The sequence below is a fragment of the Paraburkholderia sp. MPAMCS5 genome (genome assembly GCF_036016995.1).
Classification (GTDB): Bacteria; Pseudomonadota; Gammaproteobacteria; order Burkholderiales; family Burkholderiaceae; genus Paraburkholderia.
This window is the reverse complement of record NZ_JAYXBK010000001.1, coordinates 689,586-708,465: the sequence shown is the minus strand read 5'-3', so window position 1 is coordinate 708,465 and position 18,880 is coordinate 689,586. Positions and strand designations below refer to the sequence as shown.

Below are 18,880 nucleotides of genomic sequence, written 5' to 3'. Positions count from 1 at the left end.
TTCGCGGGTCTTGCCGCAGATGTCCCGGCAGATGAATTTCTCTCATATGCGGCATGAACAATTAGCGTTTGCCCGCCGCCCCACTCCTCGTCAATCTTGCTGCCAGAGCGTGCCGGCCCATGTCCACGCAATACGTCCTGGCCGCGCCGCCGCGCTTGTCCGCCTCCACGAGCTGCCGCGGCATCCGGGCCTCTTCCGTGATTCCGCGGTCTTTTTCCAGCCTCTCAACAGAAAGGTCGAATGCCGTGAATTTCACCAGGAAAGTCCTGAACTCGCAGTGGGTGCGTCCGCTGCTGCTCATCGTGGTCATACTGCTCGCGTGGGATCTCGTGATCCGCATCTTCAAGATTCCGCCTTATCTGGTGCCGACGCCCGAATCGATCCTGCAACAGATCGCCGCGCAATGGCCGATGCTGTTGCAGGAGTCGCTGCCGACGCTCTACGCGACGCTCGGCGGCTTCGCGCTTTCCGTGCTGATCGGCGTGCCGATTGCGATGCTCGTCGCCGCATCGCCGTTGATCGAAAGCTACCTGTACCCGCTCGTCGTGTTTTCGCAAAGCATTCCGAAGGTCGCGATCGCGCCGCTTTTCGTCGTGTGGTTCGGCTTCGGACTTTTTCCGCGCGTGCTCGTGGCGTTTTTGCTCGGCTTTTTCCCTGTGGTGGTTTCGACGGTGATGGGTTTCAAGTCGGTCGAGAAAGACCTGATCGATCTGGCGAAGTCGATGGGCAGCTCGCCCGTGAAGACGTTCTTCAAGATCAGCCTGCCGCACGCGCTGCCCGCCATTTTTTCGAGCATGAAAGTGTCGATCACGCTCGCCGTGGTCGGCGCGGTGGTCGGCGAATTCGTCGGCGCGAATTCGGGGCTCGGCTTCGTGCTGCAACGTGCAAACGGCAACTTCGATCAGCCGCTGATTTTCTCGGCGCTCGTCGTGCTTTCCGTGATCGGCGCGCTGCTGTTCGTCGCCATCGACATGCTCGAGCGCATTGCGATTCCCTGGCATGCGTCGCACCGTTCGCGTCTTCTCGGCCGCGTCTGAGGCGTGCGCCACGCACGGCGCGCAGTGTTGACCCTCTACATCGAAGAACAGACAGCAACCCATTTTTATGGGCTCACAGGAAGGAGACGATATGAAATCAAAAAGCCTGAAGCGCATGGCGGCCGCGCTGAGTTTCGCCGCGGCCTGTTGCGCGAGCAATAGCGCCTTTGCCAAAGACTCGATCACGCTGATGCTCAACTACACCGTCAACGGTGCGGTCGCGCCGTTCTATCTCGGCAAGGTGAAGGGCTATTACGACGCCGAAGGCATCGACCTGAAACTGATGGAAGGTCATGGCTCGGGACCGACGGTGCAGGCGGTCGCGACACATAACGTGGACATTGGTTACGCCGATTTCAGCACGATGATCAAGGTCGCCGCGATGGGCGCGCCCGTGAAGGCGATCGGCGTGCTGATGCAGGAGAACCCGACCTCGGTGGTCGGCCTCGCGGAGAAGAACATCAAAACGCCGCAGGATATCAAGGGCAAAACCGTGGCGGTCGCGCCCGGCGACGCGTCCTCGCAGCTCTGGACGATGTTCATGAACAAGGTCGGCCTGAAGGACTCCGACTTCAAGACCATCACAGGCAATCCGCAAACGACGATCAATGCCGTGATCACCGGCCAGGCCGATCTGCTGGTCGGCTTTGCCACGATTCCGCTCATTTCCGTCGAGCAGGCCACGAAGAAGCCCGCCCACGCCCTTCTGTTCGCCGACTACCAGGTCAACGTGGCGACACTCAGCATCATCGCTCGCGACGACATGATCAAGAATAACGCCGACCTGCTCAAACGCTTCATGCGGGCAACGGCGAAATCGGTGGCCGACAGCGAGAAAGATCCGGCCGCCGCCGTCGACGCGCTGCTCAAGACGCTGCCCGCCGCCGGTTCGCGCGACACGATGATCCGCACGCTGAAGGCGACGATCCCGTTCTACCGCACGCCCGAAACCGAAAATGCGCCGATCTTCCACGTCAGCGCGAAGAACATCGACGACTCCGTCGCCGCGGTCGTGCGGTACAGCAAGCTCGATCCGGCCGCGAACGTGCCCGCGAAGTACTACACGAGCGCGTTCGTTCCATGAGCGCGCCCGCCCTGGCGGCGCGCTCGTCGTTCCCTCCCGTTCACCTGAAACTGGCCTTGCTATGACCACCGTACTGAAGCTTGACGACAAGCATCACCGATTTTCTTCCGCGCCTGTGTCTTCCAGAGCGCTGATCGAATTGCGCGGCGTGACCAAGAGCTACCGCACCGCGCAAGGCATGATGGAGGCCTTGAAACCGCTCGACTTCGAGATTCGCGAGCAGGAATTCGTTTCGATCGTGGGACCGTCGGGATGCGGCAAGAGCACCTTGCTGAAGATGGTGGCGGGGCTCGAATCAATCTCGTCGGGAACGATGACCCTGTCCGGACAGCCGATTCGCGGTCCGCAAAAGAACGTGGGCATCGTGTTTCAGAGCGCCGTGCTGCTCGCGTGGCGCAATGTGCTCGACAACATTCTGTTGCAGGCGGAGATGCGCCGCATGCCGAAGCGCGAAGCACGCGAGAAGGCGATGCAGTTGATCGACATGGCGGGTCTCAAAGGCTTCGAGGAAAAGTATCCGTGGCAGCTTTCCGGCGGCATGCAACAGCGCGTATCGATCTGCCGCGCGCTGCTGCATGAGCCGTCGGTTCTGTTGATGGACGAACCGTTCGGCGCGCTCGATGCCATGACGCGCGAAAGCATGAACATGGAACTGCAACGCATCTGGCTCGGCTCGAAGAAAACCGTGCTGCTCATCACGCACAGCATTCCCGAAGCGGTCTTTCTGTCCGACCGTGTCCTCGTGATGTCCGAGCGGCCCGGCTCGATTGCCGAGATCTACGATATCGATCTGCCGCGCCCGCGTCCGCTCGAAGTGATGGCGACGCCCGCGTTTCTTCACTACACCAAGGCGATTCGCGCCCATTTCAACGCGCAAGGCTCGCTCGACGATCACTGATTCCCACAAGCACGCACAAGCACGCACAAGAAAAAGCCGGTTGGAACCCGCGAGGTTCCAACCGGCTTTTTATTTGCTGCGAGACATTGCGCGAAGCATTGCGCGAAGCGTGCTTCTAGAACCAGTGGTTCATGCCGAACGAGATGCCCGTCTGCTTCTGATGACCCGACAGATTCAACGTCGCGTTGGTGACATACACGCCGGTGAAATGCGTATAGTCGATGTCCGCATACAGCTCGGTGCGTTTCGACAGCAGATAGTCGATGCCGATAATCGCCACGCCCTTTCTGCCGTCCACGCCGCCCGTCTTGTTCTTGTCGTCGTAGTAGGCAGCGGTCACGTTGAAAAACGGCGTCGCCTGATAGCGCAGGCCGCCCCACAGGTACTGATTGCGCGTCATGCTGCGCGCCGAGGCGGGCGTGTCCTGCAAGTCGAGCGAATAGCCGGCCATCACATCGACAGGGCCCAGCGTCACCGCGCCGCCCGCCGTGTACTGGTCGTTGGCGAAGTACTGGCTCGACGTCGCCGTGAGCGGATTGGACTTGTGCGTGTAGCCCGCGCCGAGCTTGATGGTCTTCGTGTGGTAATTCAGGCCGCCGCCGAGCGTCGAACCATGCGCGACACTGCCCGGCACGCCGCCTGGCGCATACTCGCCGCGCACCACCCACGGCCCGAAAATGCCGCGATAGTTGATATCGTTGTCATCGCGGCCCGTAGTGCCGCCCGACACCGCGGTCGATTCGGTGATGCTCAGGTAATGGAAGTCGAACGGCTCGAAGTCCTTGACCACGAAATGCTGCAACGTATATTGATGACCCACGTCGATCTGCCCGAACGGTCCGCCGATTCCGACCGTCGACGTGCGCTGGAAGATCTGATTGTTCGTGTTGTTGTTCGCGCCCGTTGAAAGCACAAAGCCCGCCTCCAGCACGAAGCGCGCATAGTAGCCGCCGCCCAGATCTTCCTTGCCTTCGATGCCCCAGCGGTTCGAGTTGTACACGCCGTTCGACGCCATGGTCAGCGCCGCGCCGCCCGTCTTCGTGCCGTTCACGAGATTGCGCAGACCGCCGTCGAGCGAGCCGTATAACGTGACGGTGCTTTGCGCATGCGCCGCGCCGCTCGCAAGTCCCGCCAACGCCAATGCTGCCAGCGAGCGCGTCAAGGTACTGACGCGTAAAGCGGGAACCGCTCCTCCTTTTTCGTGCATATCTCCTCCATCGATTTCGTTCTATTCATAGAGCGGGACGTGCAGGACGTGAGGCTTCCCGCGTCGTCCACCGCGGATGTGCGAGAGCGCCACGCGAGCGCCGGACATGCAGCGATGCCGCGGCTTGAATACACCGAGCCGCAGCGCCGCCGCACCGGCATTTGCATGGGATGCTCCTTTACTGCTTCGGGAAAGGCCGCTAATGGCGGCTCTTTACATGTCTTTTTTCTCTGCGAAGTACCAGTCCGAGTCCTTGTTGATCCACTCGGGCCCCACGCGTTGACGCGTCTGTTCCTCGCCCGTCACGAAGTACTCGCTCTTCACGGCGCGCTGCGCCATCGCTTCGTTGCGCTCGTCCCAGTCGCCCATCGACACGCCGAACCACGGCCATTCCGGACGCAGCGCCGGCAAACCGAGTTCTTCCCAGATTGCCTTCGCGTTTTCCATGTACTGACGCGTCGGCAGCGAGAGCGGCGGCAGCTTCTCCTTGCGCGTCGCGTTCATCAGGATCACGCCATCCACTGCGTCGTCGCCGCGTTGCGCGCCCGAGGTGCGCGGACCATGTCCCGTGTCGCGGCCATGCAGGATCTGCACGTCCTTGATCGCGTTCATCCGGTAGCTCATCGACCAGAAGATCGCGTCGCTGTTTTCCGGGTTGATGTCGTTGCTGACGGCAACCACCAGCTTGCCGACGGCCGGCTGCAACGACGCCGCGCCCATCAGTGCGCGCCAGATTTCCGTTTCGGTGGCCTTCTCGCTGAACACGACGATCACGAGCTTGCGCAGATTGGTGAGCGGCTCGTGCATCACGACCTTTTCAACGCTTGCAATACGCAGCGAATTTTTCAGGTGGTCGAGAAAGAGCGGCTCGAACGCAACCTTCTTCACGAGCGAGCTTTCGCTCGGCGTGACCTGGCTGATGATCGACACGAGATGCGCGTTCTTGCGCCGCGTGATCGCCGTCACGTTCATGTACGGATTGAATTCCTGCAGATTCACGTGACCGTGCGATTCGCCGAACGGACCTTCCGGTTCGAGCGAATCGGTCGGCACGAAGCCTTCGATCACGATTTCCGCATCGGCGGGCACGAGCAGATCGTTGGTCTTGCACTTCACCACGCGCAGCGGTTCGCCGAGAATGGCACCCGCAACGCCCAGTTCGTCGACGTCGATAGGCAGCTTCTGCACCGAGCAGAACGACACGGCCGGATGCCCGCCGATCACGAGCGCGGCCGGCATCGGCTTGCCCATGGCCTTGTACTTGAGCCAGTGCTGATAGATGCCCTGCCCCATTTCGATCGACGGATTGCAGCCCACGCGGCGCTTGCCCTTGATCTGTCCGCGATACGTGCCCATGTTCTGCACGCCGTTTTCCGGATCGACCGAAATGTACTGCGAGCACGTGGTGTAGGGCGCGTTGTCGAAGCCCGGCGTCGAGATGGGAATCGGCAGATGTTCGAGCCCTTGCCCATCGACATCGAGATCGTCGCCGATAAAACACACTTCCTGGCACGGCGCTTCGTCCACCACGACAGGCGCGATCGGATTGCCCTTGGCCTGCTGCCACTTCTTGCCGATCTCGTCGACAGGCACGCCCATACCGATCGAGTACACCTCGCGATTGATCGACAACGCGCCCACGACGACGGGCAGCTCGTAACGGCGCCCCTTGCTGTCGACGACGTTATGAAACACGAACGCCTTGCGATCCGATTCGGGGATGCCGCCGCGCAACTGCCAGCGCACGAGCGGGTGGAGTTCGGTGTCCTTGTTGATCTCGCGATGCACGTGGACGACAAGGCCCTTGTCCTCCAAGGCTTGCAAATGTGTCTGGAACGATGGGTGATTTTTCATGGCAGTCCGGTGAATGATCAAGGTGAACGACGCTGAGCGCAGACTGAGGCAGAACACCCTCGCCTCGCAAACGCTGATTTCTCATGTACGTCATGAACGGATTTCATCCGCCGGCAATGAAAAGACCTCATGCCACGCATGAACAGATTTCGTTTGAAGGGCACTCCCCGTGTCATGCAACCTTGACGGGCAAACACACGAACAGGCCGCACTGGGGGACGATGAACATGGACCGACGCAAACGTATCGTGGTGGGAATCAGCGGCGCTTCGGGCGTCGTGTATGGCGTCAGGTTGCTTGAGATGCTGCGCGAGCTGGACGTGGAATCGCATCTGGTGATGAGCCGCTCGGCGCAAATGACGCTCGCGTACGAAACGGATTTCCGCGCGGCCGACGTGCAGGCGCTCGCCCACACTCACTACCCGAACGCGGATATCGGCGCGGCGATTTCGAGCGGCTCGTTCCGCGTGGACGGGATGATCGTCGCGCCCTGCTCCATGAAGACCCTCGCGGAGATTGCGACGGGCAACACGGGTTCGCTGCTATCACGCGCGGCGGATGTGATGTTGAAGGAGCGCAAGCGGGTCGTGCTGATGGTGCGCGAAACGCCGTTGCATCTCGGGCATTTGCGCAATATGACCGCCGTGACGGAAACGGGCGCGATCATCTATCCGCCGGTGCCGGCATTTTACGCGCGGCCCGACAGCCTCGAATCGATGATCGATCACACGCTGGGACGCGTACTCGATCTGTTCGACATCGACGCGGGCACGGTGAAGCGCTGGAAGGGGGATTGCGGCCAGAAGATCGTTAGCGTCGCGAACGGTTGAGGGTTGGGACGCCGCTCCCTTCGGACCTGAAGATGTTTCACCGCATGCGAGGGCTCGTCTGCGGCCAATGACAACGCCGCTCAACGACAACGCCGCTATTTGGCGACTTCCTGGCTGGCGGCATGCTGCGCCCATTCCAGGCGGTTTCCACCGCGCGATTTGGCGATATACAACGCCTCGTCCGCGGCGGACAACAGGTCGCCGAGGGTCGACGTGGCGCTCGTCGACGCCGCGAGGCCGATGCTGACCGTCGTCTGTATGTCGACGCCGTCGGTCCGGTGCGAGACCGTCTCGGCGAAACACCGGACAATCAGCTCGCCCAGTTCTTTCGCCCGCAAGCCGTCCTGCAGAGGCAACAGCGCGGCGAACTCTTCTCCGCCGATGCGCCCAAGAATCGCTTCGCGTCCCATCACGCTGCGTGCTACTTCAGCAAACGACTTCAATACTTCGTCGCCGGTTTTGTGTCCGAAGCGGTCGTTGATCTTCTTGAAGTGATCGAGGTCGAAAGCCAGCAGCGAAACCGGGCGGCATGTTTCGCCTTCGGCGAGGATGCGCGCGCCTTCTTCGAAGAACCATCTGCGATTGCCGAGGCGCGTGAGGTAGTCCGTTTGCGATTCCCGCAAAAGCGCGCCATGCGATTCCTCGCGGATCAGCTTCAGCAAGGTCATCGGCAAAACGACCGAATACAAAACGCCTTCGTACATGGTGATCTTGCCGGCGGCGGACAGTAAGTCTTGCCCATAGCGTGTTGCGAGCCAGGGCAGGATTACCGCCCGCGCCGCATAAAAAACGGCATGAACGCCCGCGACCATCATGGCGATATAGCGCGATTGCAAGCCCTTCATGCTGTCGCAGCGAAGCAGCTCGCGCGCCGTCATGCCGCTCGCCACCGCGATCGGGGCCGCGCTCACGTACGCCCAGACCGTCTCCTGCCAGCGCGTGCCGCCAAGCGCCCAGATCGACGCCATGAGAAGTAGCAGCCCGATCGTAGCGGCGCGGTATTGCCGGCCACTCAGCAGGGCCACGCCCTGCATGATCAGCAGATAACCGGTAAGAATGACCAGATTGCTGAGCGCCGAGCCCGTTACGCCGGGCAAATTATGACGAAACAGCGCCGCTGCGCAGCCGATTGCCAGCGTGGCGAATCCCGCTGCCAGAACCTTTAACTCCTTGCTCCGCTTGGGATGGCTGCGATGCTCCCAGAGCGTCATGCCGGAACTGGCAAGAAGCGTTCCGACCAGAAGAAGGTAAAGAGTAAGAAGATCGACGTGCATTGCTGACTAAAGGGCTCGACGCCGGCAAATTGCAGCGGCAGGGCATTTTACGCTGAAATTTTTTTACAGCTTCCATTCGCGGCTTTATGCATATCCGTTGCGATCACAACGGATATGCGAAACGAATTTCCGATGCGCAAAAAACGAGCCGCTCATTCGCTATTGCGCACGTGGTTTATCTCGGACTCATTCCAACTCCGCAAAATGCGACAAAAAAGTCGCGAATCGCCGTGATTCATTGGATTCGCTTCGGGAAGGCATCTGCTACGCTAATTCTGCCGATTTCTGAGCCTTAGAGCCTTAAACGAATGCTCCTGCCGTAGCAAGCGGCATTCCGTTGCAACCGATCTCGATCTATTCCGCAAAGGCGAGCCCGCTCATTCAGTGGGGCGTCGCCTTCTCCCTAATCCATTTTCAACTACAGCACGGAGCACTCGATGTTGGTACGGCTGGGCTCACGATTCGTCGCCATTGGCGCCTTTCTGTTTATTGCGGGCTGCGGAGGAGGCGGAGGCGGCGCCTCGAACCCCGGCACGGGCTCGAACGGCGCCGGATCGACCGCGCCATCGGGCGCGAGCAGCACGACCCCGACGCTCGCCGCCGCCACGCCCGTGGTGGACGGCACGGCGCTCGGCGACTCGAACTGGCCTACGGGTTCCACTTCATCCGGCGGAACGGGTCAGCCCGTGAGCGCCATGAACTGCGGGTTGCGCAGCAACTCGTACACGTACACGCATCTGTCGATCTATCAGAACGGCCGACTGCTTTCGTTGCCGGCCAACATCGGCATGGTCTCGCCGACCATGGCCGCGCAGACCGGTTGCGCGTATCCGATGCACACGGTCGATGCAAGCGGCAAGATTCACATGGACACCACCACCGGCGCGTCGTACACGCTCGGCCAGTTCTTCGCGATCTGGGGCGAACCGCTTAGCACGTCGAATGTTGCAGGCGTGAGCGGCTCGCCCGTTTCGATCTATGTGAACGACGGGGGCGCGCTCACGCAATACAAGGGCGATCCCGCGAGCCTCGTGCTTCCGCCGCATGGCGAAGTGACCATCATGGTCGGCACGCCGTTGACGCAAATCCCGAGCTACACGTGGACCGATCCGCCGCCGTTCGACACGAACGCGACCACGCTCACGTACGGCGGTACAGTGGGCACACAGTACTGGCAGAACGGCAATACATCGACGGGCGGCACTGGTGCGGACGTCGACGGTCTGACCTGCGCGGCCAACATGAGCGAGCTGTATCACGTGCACGCGCATCTCGCGATCGTCAACAACGGCCAGTGGCTCGCGTTGCCGATGAACGTGGGCCTCCTGTCGCAATGCAGCTACGAGATGCATACACACGACCAGACCGGCATCATCCATATTGAAACGCCCAACGTCAAAACCTACACGCTGGGCCAGTTCTTCGATATCTGGGGACAGCCGCTCACCAGCACGAACGTCGCAGGCGTCACGGGTAACGTGGTCGCCTATATCAACGACAACGGCGACTCGCGCCGCTACATGGGCGACCTGCGCAACATCGAGTTGACCTCGATGCGCGACGTCACGTTGCAGATCGGCACGCCGCCGGTCAGCAAGCTGCCGATCTATACGTGGACCGACGAGACGCAGTGACGGAACACGCGTGAGTAGCGGGCGTGGTTCAGGTTGCCTCGCCTGCTATTTCGCGCGCTACCTCGCTCGCTATTCATTCGCCAATGAACCGGCGATCGCCGTGTTAGCGTCGGCATGTCGAATCAATCGGCAACGGGACGGGCCCTTAAAAAAATCGGAACTTTGGCAAAACGCACGGTGTCCACGAAGCTCGCGGCCGCTAACGCGGCGGCCTCGAACGTCGAGGAGGATGTATCCGATGAAAGAAGGACGTGTTGCCGCGCTCGATATAGGCCGGGCGCTCGCGATCGTCGGGGTCGTTGCAGTGCACCTGTCGTTCCAGTTTCCCCATTTGCCGCCCGGCGTGGCGATGATCGCGCGCATGGGCCAATACGGCGTGCAACTCTTTTTCGTGATCAGCGCGATCACAATCTTCATGACGCTCGAAGCAGAACTCGATCGCTGCACGGGCGCACCGCACGTCACATTGCGCTTCTATATCAAGCGCTTTTTTCGCATTGCCCCGATGTACTACGCGGCAATCGCCGTGTATGGATTCATCAGTTACGGCGCGGCGCAGTCGGGCTATGAACGCGGGTGGGTGCTCGGCGCACACGGCGCAACCGATATCCTGCTCAACGTGCTCTTTCTGCACGCGCTGTCGCCCACCGCCATCAACAATGTCGTACCGGGTGGATGGTCGATCGGTGTCGAGATGCTGTTCTATCTGATCGCGCCGCTGCTGTTTTTCATCGCGATGAATCGTATGCGCTTGCTGATCGCGACCGCGTTGCTGCTAGCCTTGTCTCTTTTCGCGTTGTGGACGAACGACTGCCACGAAAGCCTGGTTTGCCATGTCCGCAACAACTCGTTCGCCTATTTCTGGCCGCCGGTGCAAGGCCCGTGCTTTATCGTTGGAATGTGGGCGTGGTATGCGTTCCGTTCGCATCTGACCGGTGCGGCGAGCGTGAGACGGCGCACCGCGTGCCTGCTTTTGCTGCTTGCTTCGGCTTTCTCGCTGGCCACGGCGGCGCTCGGCGTGTGGCTCGCCAAAGCGCATGAACTTGCGCCGGTGTTTGCCGCGTGTGGCGCTGTCGCGTTCCTGTTGCTGGTCTGCTCGCGCAGCAGTTCCACCAGCGGCGCCGAATCTCGCGGCGTGTTGCTCCGCCGCTGCACCGACGCCCTCGGTCGCGAAAGCTACGGCATCTACTTGTGGCACTTCATCTGCGTGTACGCGACGCTACACTTTTTCGAGGGGGTTTTCGGCCGCAGCGACCGCGAGACGTCGCTGGTATTGTTCATTGCCACGGTGCTGGCGGTACTCGCTGCGTCGTATGCATTTTCGCGCGTCTCCGACCGGATGATTCAAGGGCGCGCGGTGCGCCTGTCGCGCAGTCTTCTCGCCCATGTCGACGAGCGATTTCACCGCAGAGCCGGAGCGCGGTAACTGAGGCGGTAACTTATGCGCGCCTTTGAATATGACAGTGGTAATTCATTTCACTTTCGATTCTGAAATCTTCGAAAGCCTGCACCGCGAAAACCGCCGATCTCGTGAGATTGGGCCAAAACACCTTCCTAAAGCGACGCGGGCAAGCGCAACGAATCCCTTACGTTAATCTCGGTCGTGACATATGCGGAAAGGCTACTCAAGCCGCCGCTACAGCGAGAATAACTCTAGGGATGGAAAAAAGAATGACGACGACCAACTCCATGCAATTCTCGGGTGAGGCTGGGAGTTCCGCTTCCCAGCAAAAAGCCGAAGTACCCGAGAGTACGGCAACGTTGCGCAAGCAATCGACCTGGCGCAAGTTCAAGGAAGCGGTCAAGTCGATGCTGCCGGCGCCATTGTTCCTGAGCCTGCTGCATCACAAATGCATTGGCCGTTATCCGAACCTGCTTCGTCCCACCACATTCAACGAAAAAATCCTGCAAAAGAGCCTGCGGCCCGACCCGTGGTTCGTCGAGTTGACGGACAAGCTTACGGTCAGGGCCTATGTCGCGAGAAAGCTGGGCGAAAGCCACGTCATACCTTTGCTCGCCGCGCCGGACACCTTCACGAGAGAGGTATTCGATGCGTTGCCGAACTCGTTCGTGATGAAGGCGAATCACGGCAGCAGCTATGTCAAGGTGATAAAAGACAAATCGGCCACTTCTTTCGAGGCGCTGCAGGAGCTGGCGAACTACTGGCTGACTCTCGACTTCTACAAGATCGCGCGGGAAAAGCACTACCGGCGAATCAAGCCGACCATCTTCTTCGAGCATCTGCTGCTCGACGAGACCGGCAACGTTCCCGCCGACTTCAAGCTGCATTGTTTCGGCGGAAGAACCGGCCAGCCGGTGATCTACATTCTGGTGATCTCGGACCGGTTCGGCGCGGACACACGCGGCAACGTGTACGACGTCGACTGGAATCACCTGGATATCGCCATTGGCGAGTACAAGCCGAGTCCGCAGCCCGCCCCACGTCCGGAAAATCTTGACGCGATTCTGAACGCTGCGATCAAGCTCTGCGCGGACTTCGACTATGTTCGCGTCGATCTGTATGCGCCCGGCAACGAGGTCTACTTTGGCGAGCTGACATTCACACCCGGTGCCGGCGTTCTACCGTTTACCCCGGATCGCATTGATTACGAGTGGGGAAAACTCGTTCCCGACACCTTTTTGACCAGGCGGCCAGCGTTACCGGTAAGTTCAACCGCTGCGGCGTAATGCTTGCCGGCTTTCTTCGGATAACGACTCTCGTTGCTACCGCCCGCATGCAGGTTCCGATTCCCTTATTACCGAGCCGGAATGGCGCCCATCCGGCTGTGTTATCAACCGCACATAGCGCAATACCGTTTATTGGCGGCGCAACGAACGGCAAGGTAAATTCACTTTTGCCAGGTCGAGAAGCGATTAGATTCAGACAAGACTAAAAACACGGATTGGAGCGGCTGCCCTTAACGAATCTCCAGTAACCGTTCATTAAAGTGGTGAAGCGATATGCAAAAAATGACAATCGTGATCTGCAATTACAATTATGGTCGCTTTTTGGCCGAGGCAATCGACTCGGCCCTTACCCAGGACTATCCCACCAGCGTGCTGGTGATCGACGACGGATCGACGGACGGATCTCGCGAAATCATAGAGAGTTACGGGAGCCGCGTTAAAGCGCTTTACAAGCAGAACGGCGGGCAGGTTTCCGCCTATAACGACGCGGTGAATATGATCGACACGGAGTTCGTCATCCTGCTGGATTCCGACGACCTTCTGTATGACGACGCCGTATCCAAAGTCATGCGAGTGTTTGAAGCAGGCAACTTCGTGAAGGTTCAATTCCGACTCGACGTGGTCGATTCAGAGGGCAAGCCATCGGGCACTTATGTGCCTCACTCGGCCGCTCCAATCGATTGCGGCAGCCTGCTGCGCCGAGGATGGCTGTATCCGTCGCCGCCGGCATCGGGCAACGCATACCGCACCAGTGCATTGAAGAAAATCTTCCCCGTTCCCGAAGCGAGCGTCAATCGCTACGGCGCCGACTTCTATGCCATTTATGGCGTGGCATTGGTGGGCGCTGTCGCGACGATTCCGCAATCGCTGGGCGCCTACCGCGTTCATCGAACGGAGAACACGGGAATCAGTTTTGCCAACTCGGAAAGCAACGATAAAGCGCCCAAGGCGCTGACCAATCGTTGGGCGATCCTGCGGGAGATGGCGCGCTCGCGTCTGGATATCGAGCTTCCCGCATCGTTTCACGATTTCTCGCTGGAAAAGGCCTATTTTTGTTCGGCCGTGTATCAGGCGCCGTTCGCCACGCGCTGGCGATGGGTCAGCCGGCAATCGCATAGTTACTTTCAATCGATAGTCGCGAACCCGTTCTGGAGTTACAAGAAAAAAATAGGGACGCTGGCTTTATCGAGTCTTTGCCTTCTTCCTTTTTCCGCGCTGTCCGATTTCGCGGTTCGTTATATCTCCAATCCACTTGCCCGGCGTCGCCTTTAGTCATCCCAGGTAAATGCGCGGCGTCGCCGTCCTTCGGGCGACGCGCATCTGGATCGCTCATGTGAGAGGCGCGCTGAGTCTGTGGCTGGCGTTGGGGTGATGTTTGTGTTGACTCCTGAAACTGAACCTGAAGCCTTGCATCCGGCTTCAAGGCGAACCTTTTGCGTGAGACCTGATGATGAACAAATTCGTTGGGCTGGACGTTCTGCGTTTCTCTCTAGCCGTCTATTTGATGGTGTTTCATTCGATTCATCAGTATCCGCAGAACGGCACGATTCCGTTCATTGAACTCAGCAATCTCGGCGGATTTGCCACCAGCTCCTTCTTTATTCTCTCGGGCTTCATTCTCGCGCACGTATACTTCGGGCGCACCACGGAGCTGCGCGGCGGCGCACGCGAGTTCTTCGTCAAGCGTTTGTCGAATCTCTACCCGGTGCACCTCATTTCGCTTCTGTTGGTGCTTCTCGTCTCTGCGGCAGGCACGCGCGGCTTTGCGCAGTTCGCGGTCATGTCGCTCGACGACGCCGAGCGTTACGTGACGCTGCCTCCTCTCGATACCGCGATTAATTTCGTGCTGAACCTGTTTTTGCTGCAGGTATGGCATCCAATTTACGGGTCGGTCAATCCGCCCTCCTGGTCGCTCGCGACATTGTTCTTCTTCTATCTCGTGTTTCCATTTTTTGCGCCGCGGCTTCTCAAGGCCCAACAAAAGCCTCGGCTTCTAGTGGCCTTGTGGCTGCTTTATCTGATTCCGCCGATCGCCGGCACGCTGATGAACTGGTATGGTCCCGAAGCGGTCGGCATGATCACACGCAATCCGCTGTTGCGATTGCCCGAGTTTCTGGTGGGCATCGTGCTGTACGGCCTGTTCCGCGAAGGCCGCCTGAATACGGTTTGCAACAGCGGCGCAAAGAAGGTGGCGGCGTGGATCTTTATCCTGGCCTCGTTCGCGCTGGCCGCGTGGCTCGAAACATACGGTCCGATTGCCACGCGCTACGTCATTCACAACGGCGCGTTGATGCCAGCCCAGGTCCTGCTTGTCATTATCTTCGCCGGCGTTGCGATTCCAGCACGGTTCTCGGCGCTGTCAGTCCGGCTCGGAAACTCGGCTCTTTCGATCTTTGCCATTCACGTGCCGATCTTTCTCGTCATGATAAAAGTGCTGAAGCTGCTTTCCATCGGCAAGTCGCCGCTGTGGTGCGCGTCGCATTTTTCCGCTTGCGTCGCTGCTTCCAAAGAAGTGATACCGAGCATGGCAACGTATCCGCTTTATCTGATCGGCACGGTCATTGCCGCCGTGTATTTCCAGGAGCGGCTGGTCGCTCCGCTGAGAGACTGGATTCGCGGCCGATTCCTTAAAAGAAGGACGTGTGCGCCGGCGGCGAAGGTCCGAAGTGCGCCTGAGCACAGGCTCGATGCGCAGCGCAGCGCCGGAAGATGACCGTCAGAAGCTGTCAGAAGCTCACGAACGAATGCACGAGCCGATTGAAGGCGCCCGCATTCGACACGTTCATCCCGTGTGACGCGCCGGCGATGGTCTGCTTGTCGGCGTAATCGATCCAGTCCGCGAGCTTTTCGACGTTGTTGCGAAACATGCGCGGACTGCGCTGTCCTTCGATCAACAGCGTGCGGCATTTCACATCGCGAGCGGCTTCGCGCGAATATGCGGGCAACGGATCGCGGAACTGCTTCGGCAACGTGGCCGCGTTATCGGCGGCCATCGTGCGGAAGCTCGGCGTGCTTTTGCGCCACGAACCCGGCGCGCTGACCGAGTCGACGAAAAGTTCGAGACCCGCGTCGATCTCGCCGCTCTCGATCAGTTCGGCAACGCGCGCGCGCAGCGCATTCGTCGCGGGCGGCAGCAACGCCTCCGGCATGCCGTCGATCTGCAACGGACCACCGGGGTCCGCGAGCGTGAGCGTCTTCACGAGACGCGGATAGTCGCGCGCCACGTGAAATGCCACGCAGCCGCCGCGCGAATGCCCGATCAGATGCACGGGCGCCACATCGAGCGCCTCGATAAACTCGGCCAGCTCGGCCACATGCGACTGCCACCCGAACTCGCCCTGAATGCACGCCTCGCCTGCGGGCCAGTAATGGCTCAAGCTCACCGAAATGCAGCGGAAATGCTCGGACAGCGCCGCCGTCTGCGCGCTCCAGTAGCGGTAATCACACAGCGAACCGTGCACGAACACGAGCGGCTCGCCCTGCCCGCACTCCACGTAAGGCACGCAAATACCCGATGCGATGGTCGCAAACGAGAGGTCGGGCACGGCAAGCAGAGAGAAATCGGTTCGGGCGTTCATACACTGGCTCCTTTGCCCGAACTATGCTCCACGTCAACATTTAAGAAAATCGCGTAATATTGATGGTATTCATCTATTTTTCTGATACTGAAACGTGAAAGCCCTCGACCTCGATGTCATGACGATGATCGTCGCCGTGGCCGACGCCGGCAATATCAGCCGCGCGGCGGAAGTCGTGCATCGGTCGCAATCGGCGGTGAGCATGCAGATCAAGACGCTCGAAACCGCGCTCGGCAAGCCGCTTTTCGTGCGCAAGCCGCGCAGCGTCGTGCCGACCCAGGACGGCGAAGTCCTGCTCACCTACGCGCGCCGCATGCTGGCGTTGCGCGACGAAGCGTGGGCCGCCGTGGTGCGCCCGGACGTGACCGGGCGCGTGAGCATCGGCGTGCCGGACGACTACGCGTCTTCGCTGCTGCCGCCGATTCTCAAGAAATTTTCCGCGACCTACCCGAAGGTGGAGATTCGCGTGGTCGGCCTGCCGAGCGTCGCGCTCGCGCCGATGGTGAAAGACGGCTCCGTCGATCTCGTCTGCGCCACGCGCGTGAAGGGTCTGTCGGGGGAGTTTCTGCGGCACGAACCGATGGTCTGGGCCGCATCGCCGAGCGCACACGATATCTGGCGTGAAAGGCCTTTGCCTATCGCCGTCTTTCTGCCCGGCAGCGTGGCGCGCGAGAATGCCATTCGCAGCCTTGAGCAGGCGCGCATCAGCTACCGGACCTCGTACGAAAGTCCGAGTCTGATGGGTCTCGTGTCGATGGCCGAAGCGGGCCTCGCCATCGTGCCGCTCGCGAAATGCGCTGTCCCCGCGCATTTCGCGCTACTCGGCCAGGCGCAGGGCTTGCCCGAAATCGCCGCACTCGAGGTGGTGCTCGCGCGAAGCACGGCATCGAAGCGCCCGCCGTGCGATTTCCTGGCAGAGAAGATCATTGCCGAACTGAGGCGCTAGTTTTCTGGCGCGTAGCGAATCTGCCCAATCGGAGCCGCTTATTTCGATGAACACGTCTTCTCATTCAGCCGCCAATTTGTGGTCCGCGGTCTTGCGCCAGACCGCGCATGCGCTCCATTGCGGCGCGCTGCATCCCATACAAACAAGTCTCACGACAGTCGAAGACGGCGGCGTGCGCTTTCTGATTCGCCAGGTGTCGAGCCTCGCGCGCAAGGAGAAATCGGCGGGCCGTGGCGAATCGAAAGCAGCAGCCAACCCATTTCTTCCCTGCGAACCGGACCTCTTTGTCGCCGACATCTCCGACACGCATTTCGTTTTACTCAATAAATTCAATGTCATCGATCACCATCTTCTGGTCGTCACGCGTCGATTCGAGCTACAGGAAAACCTGCTGAATCTGGGCGATTTCAGCGCGTTGTTCAGTTGCCTCGCTCAGTTCGACGGCCTCGGCTTTTACAATGGCGGCCCGGCTGCGGGCGCGAGTCAACGTCACAAGCATATGCAGATCGTGCCCGTGCCGCTCGACGACGCCCACCCGGTTTTGCCTATCGAGCCGCTGCTTGCTGACGCGGGCACGGACAGCGCCGTGAGCACCGTGCACGGGCTACGCTTTTCGCACGCGTTCGTTCGCCTCGATCCAACGCTTGCAACGCGGCCGCTCGAACTCGCGCGTCACGCATTACACGCCTACCTGTCCCTGCTCGATGCGGCCGGCATCCAGGCCCTCGATGTGAACGGTGAAGCGCAGCAATCCGCGCCGTACAACCTGCTCGTCACCACGCGCTGGATGATGCTCGTGCCGCGCTGCGCCGAACGCACCGAAGGCATCGCGGTCAACGCGTTGGGATTTGCCGGAACGCTCTTCGTTCGCGATGACACGCAGAGGGAAACCATTGGCAGGCTCGGTCCCATGACCGTGCTGCAACGCGTGGCGGCGCCGATGCCGGCGTAGGTTCGCGCGGATCACCCACGCCGCTCGCGCGCAAACCACACCGCGATATCTGGCATGAACCGCGCGACGAGCAATAGCAACGCCAACAGCGCGGGACACCAGCGCACATCGGTCGGCACCTTTTCTCGGCGCGCGAGCCGCGCGTCGAGCATTGCGTCGCGCAACGACGCAGCATCTGCCAGGCGCCGATAGCCGAAGCCGATCTGTTCACCCACCGACATCAGATAATGTCCCTGCAACGCGGACAACTCCTCGTGGCTTTGCGCGTGAGTCGCGGATGCGTGCATGGGCGGAACCTGCACCACCTCGTCGCGCTGCCAGTAGCCCACGCGATTGCCGTTTGCATCGGTGCGCGGAACGGGCGCGGGCTGATCGCCGCCGACACCGACGAGCCACCCCTTCACGTGCGCCGGATTGATGTCCTGCTTGAGCGCATCGGAAGGCAGCAGCGGCGGCGCCTCCTGCCCGTCTGTGATGAATACGACCGCCGTGCCGTCGCCTGCGTTCTGCGCGACACGAACCGCCGAATACACGCCGCCCTCGGCGATGCGGCTGTAGTTCGTCCAACGCATGTTCCCGTCGATCCGGTCGAGCGACGACAGCAGCGCGTCATAGTTCGCGCACACTTCCACGGGCGACAGCAGCAAAAAGCTGCGCTGCCCCGTGAATGCGCTCCAGCCGATTTTCGAGCCGCACGGCAATTGCCCGAGCGCATCGCGCATCGCGGCCCGCGCGAACACGAGCCGGCTCACGGGCGTGCCGTTCAGCACGACGTCCTCGACATTCATGCTCTGCGTAATGTCGAACGTGACGATGTAGCTCGACGTATTACGCAGCAATGCGACGGGCGGCAGCGCGAGCGCCGCGACCAGCAGCACAAGCGCGGCGAGTGTCATCC

Annotated in this window: 16 protein-coding genes; 11 read left to right on the top strand and 5 right to left on the bottom strand. The window is 60.5% G+C overall.

What is annotated here, in order from left to right; all coding sequences use genetic code 11:
• The first annotated feature begins 245 nt into the window (after positions 1–245).
• The 3 genes from VOM14_RS03320 to VOM14_RS03310 all read left to right on the top strand — a co-directional run bounded on the left by VOM14_RS03320 (position 246) and on the right by VOM14_RS03310 (position 3,019).
• On the top strand, positions 246–1,037 hold the full coding sequence (locus VOM14_RS03320; RefSeq protein ID WP_327627229.1) for an ABC transporter permease: 792 nt from the start codon (positions 246–248) through the stop codon (positions 1,035–1,037).
• 91 nt (positions 1,038–1,128) lie between these two features.
• Positions 1,129–2,121 carry an ABC transporter substrate-binding protein gene (locus VOM14_RS03315; protein WP_327627228.1) on the top strand — a complete coding sequence of 331 codons (993 nt, stop codon included), beginning with the start codon at positions 1,129–1,131 and terminating at the stop codon, positions 2,119–2,121.
• Positions 2,122–2,182: 61 nt separating this feature from the next.
• Positions 2,183–3,019, top strand: coding sequence for an ABC transporter ATP-binding protein (locus tag VOM14_RS03310; RefSeq protein WP_327627227.1), 837 nt, complete (start codon positions 2,183–2,185; stop codon positions 3,017–3,019).
• A 115-nt stretch (positions 3,020–3,134) separates the two neighbouring features.
• Here VOM14_RS03310 and VOM14_RS03305 read toward each other — a convergent pair whose 3' ends face one another.
• Together VOM14_RS03305 and VOM14_RS03300 are read right to left on the bottom strand one after the other, a co-directional pair.
• Positions 3,135–4,226: a porin gene (locus VOM14_RS03305; protein WP_327627226.1), complete on the bottom strand. Its 1,092-nt coding sequence runs from the start codon at positions 4,224–4,226 to the stop codon at positions 3,135–3,137.
• A gap of 213 nt (positions 4,227–4,439) precedes the next feature.
• Entirely contained in the window at positions 4,440–6,080 is a 1,641-nt protein-coding gene (locus VOM14_RS03300) for a UbiD family decarboxylase (protein WP_327627225.1), read from the bottom strand.
• A 227-nt stretch (positions 6,081–6,307) separates the two neighbouring features.
• On the opposite strand from VOM14_RS03300, the gene VOM14_RS03295 reads away from it, so the two are divergent.
• Positions 6,308–6,910, top strand: coding sequence for a UbiX family flavin prenyltransferase (locus VOM14_RS03295; protein WP_327627224.1), 603 nt, complete (start codon positions 6,308–6,310; stop codon positions 6,908–6,910).
• Between the two features lie 95 nt (positions 6,911–7,005).
• On the opposite strand, the gene VOM14_RS03290 is transcribed toward VOM14_RS03295, so the two are convergent.
• On the bottom strand, positions 7,006–8,184 hold the full coding sequence (locus tag VOM14_RS03290; RefSeq protein WP_327627223.1) for a GGDEF domain-containing protein: 1,179 nt from the start codon (positions 8,182–8,184) through the stop codon (positions 7,006–7,008).
• A gap of 437 nt (positions 8,185–8,621) precedes the next feature.
• Between VOM14_RS03290 and VOM14_RS03285 the strand changes: the two genes are divergently transcribed.
• From VOM14_RS03285 to VOM14_RS03265, 5 genes are all read left to right on the top strand, one after another.
• A complete protein-coding gene (locus tag VOM14_RS03285; protein ID WP_327627222.1) occupies positions 8,622–9,818 on the top strand; it encodes a hypothetical protein in 1,197 nt (398 codons plus the stop codon).
• Positions 9,819–10,056: 238 nt separating this feature from the next.
• Positions 10,057–11,244, top strand: coding sequence for an acyltransferase family protein (locus VOM14_RS03280; protein WP_327627220.1), 1,188 nt, complete (start codon positions 10,057–10,059; stop codon positions 11,242–11,244).
• A gap of 245 nt (positions 11,245–11,489) precedes the next feature.
• The gene (locus tag VOM14_RS03275; RefSeq protein WP_327627219.1) at positions 11,490–12,506 is read left to right on the top strand and encodes an ATP-grasp fold amidoligase family protein; all 1,017 of its coding nucleotides are present in this window, start codon (positions 11,490–11,492) and stop codon (positions 12,504–12,506) included.
• Between the two features lie 273 nt (positions 12,507–12,779).
• Positions 12,780–13,778 (top strand): glycosyltransferase family 2 protein, encoded by a 999-nt coding sequence (locus tag VOM14_RS03270; protein ID WP_327627218.1) that lies wholly within the window; start codon positions 12,780–12,782, stop codon positions 13,776–13,778.
• A gap of 178 nt (positions 13,779–13,956) precedes the next feature.
• The gene (locus VOM14_RS03265) at positions 13,957–15,219 is read left to right on the top strand and encodes an acyltransferase family protein (protein WP_327627426.1); all 1,263 of its coding nucleotides are present in this window, start codon (positions 13,957–13,959) and stop codon (positions 15,217–15,219) included.
• Positions 15,220–15,232: 13 nt separating this feature from the next.
• Here VOM14_RS03265 and VOM14_RS03260 read toward each other — a convergent pair whose 3' ends face one another.
• On the bottom strand, positions 15,233–16,084 hold the full coding sequence (locus VOM14_RS03260) for an alpha/beta fold hydrolase (protein WP_327627217.1): 852 nt from the start codon (positions 16,082–16,084) through the stop codon (positions 15,233–15,235).
• A 124-nt stretch (positions 16,085–16,208) separates the two neighbouring features.
• On the opposite strand from VOM14_RS03260, the gene VOM14_RS03255 reads away from it, so the two are divergent.
• Entirely contained in the window at positions 16,209–17,030 is an 822-nt protein-coding gene (locus VOM14_RS03255) for a LysR substrate-binding domain-containing protein (protein ID WP_327627424.1), read from the top strand.
• Positions 17,031–17,076: 46 nt separating this feature from the next.
• Complete coding sequence (locus VOM14_RS03250) at positions 17,077–17,982, top strand: ATP adenylyltransferase family protein (protein ID WP_327627216.1); 906 nt, start codon at positions 17,077–17,079, stop codon at positions 17,980–17,982.
• An 11-nt stretch (positions 17,983–17,993) separates the two neighbouring features.
• On the opposite strand, the gene VOM14_RS03245 is transcribed toward VOM14_RS03250, so the two are convergent.
• Positions 17,994–18,878, bottom strand: coding sequence for an MxaL protein (locus VOM14_RS03245; protein ID WP_327627422.1), 885 nt, complete (start codon positions 18,876–18,878; stop codon positions 17,994–17,996).
• Positions 18,879–18,880 lie beyond the last annotated feature (2 nt).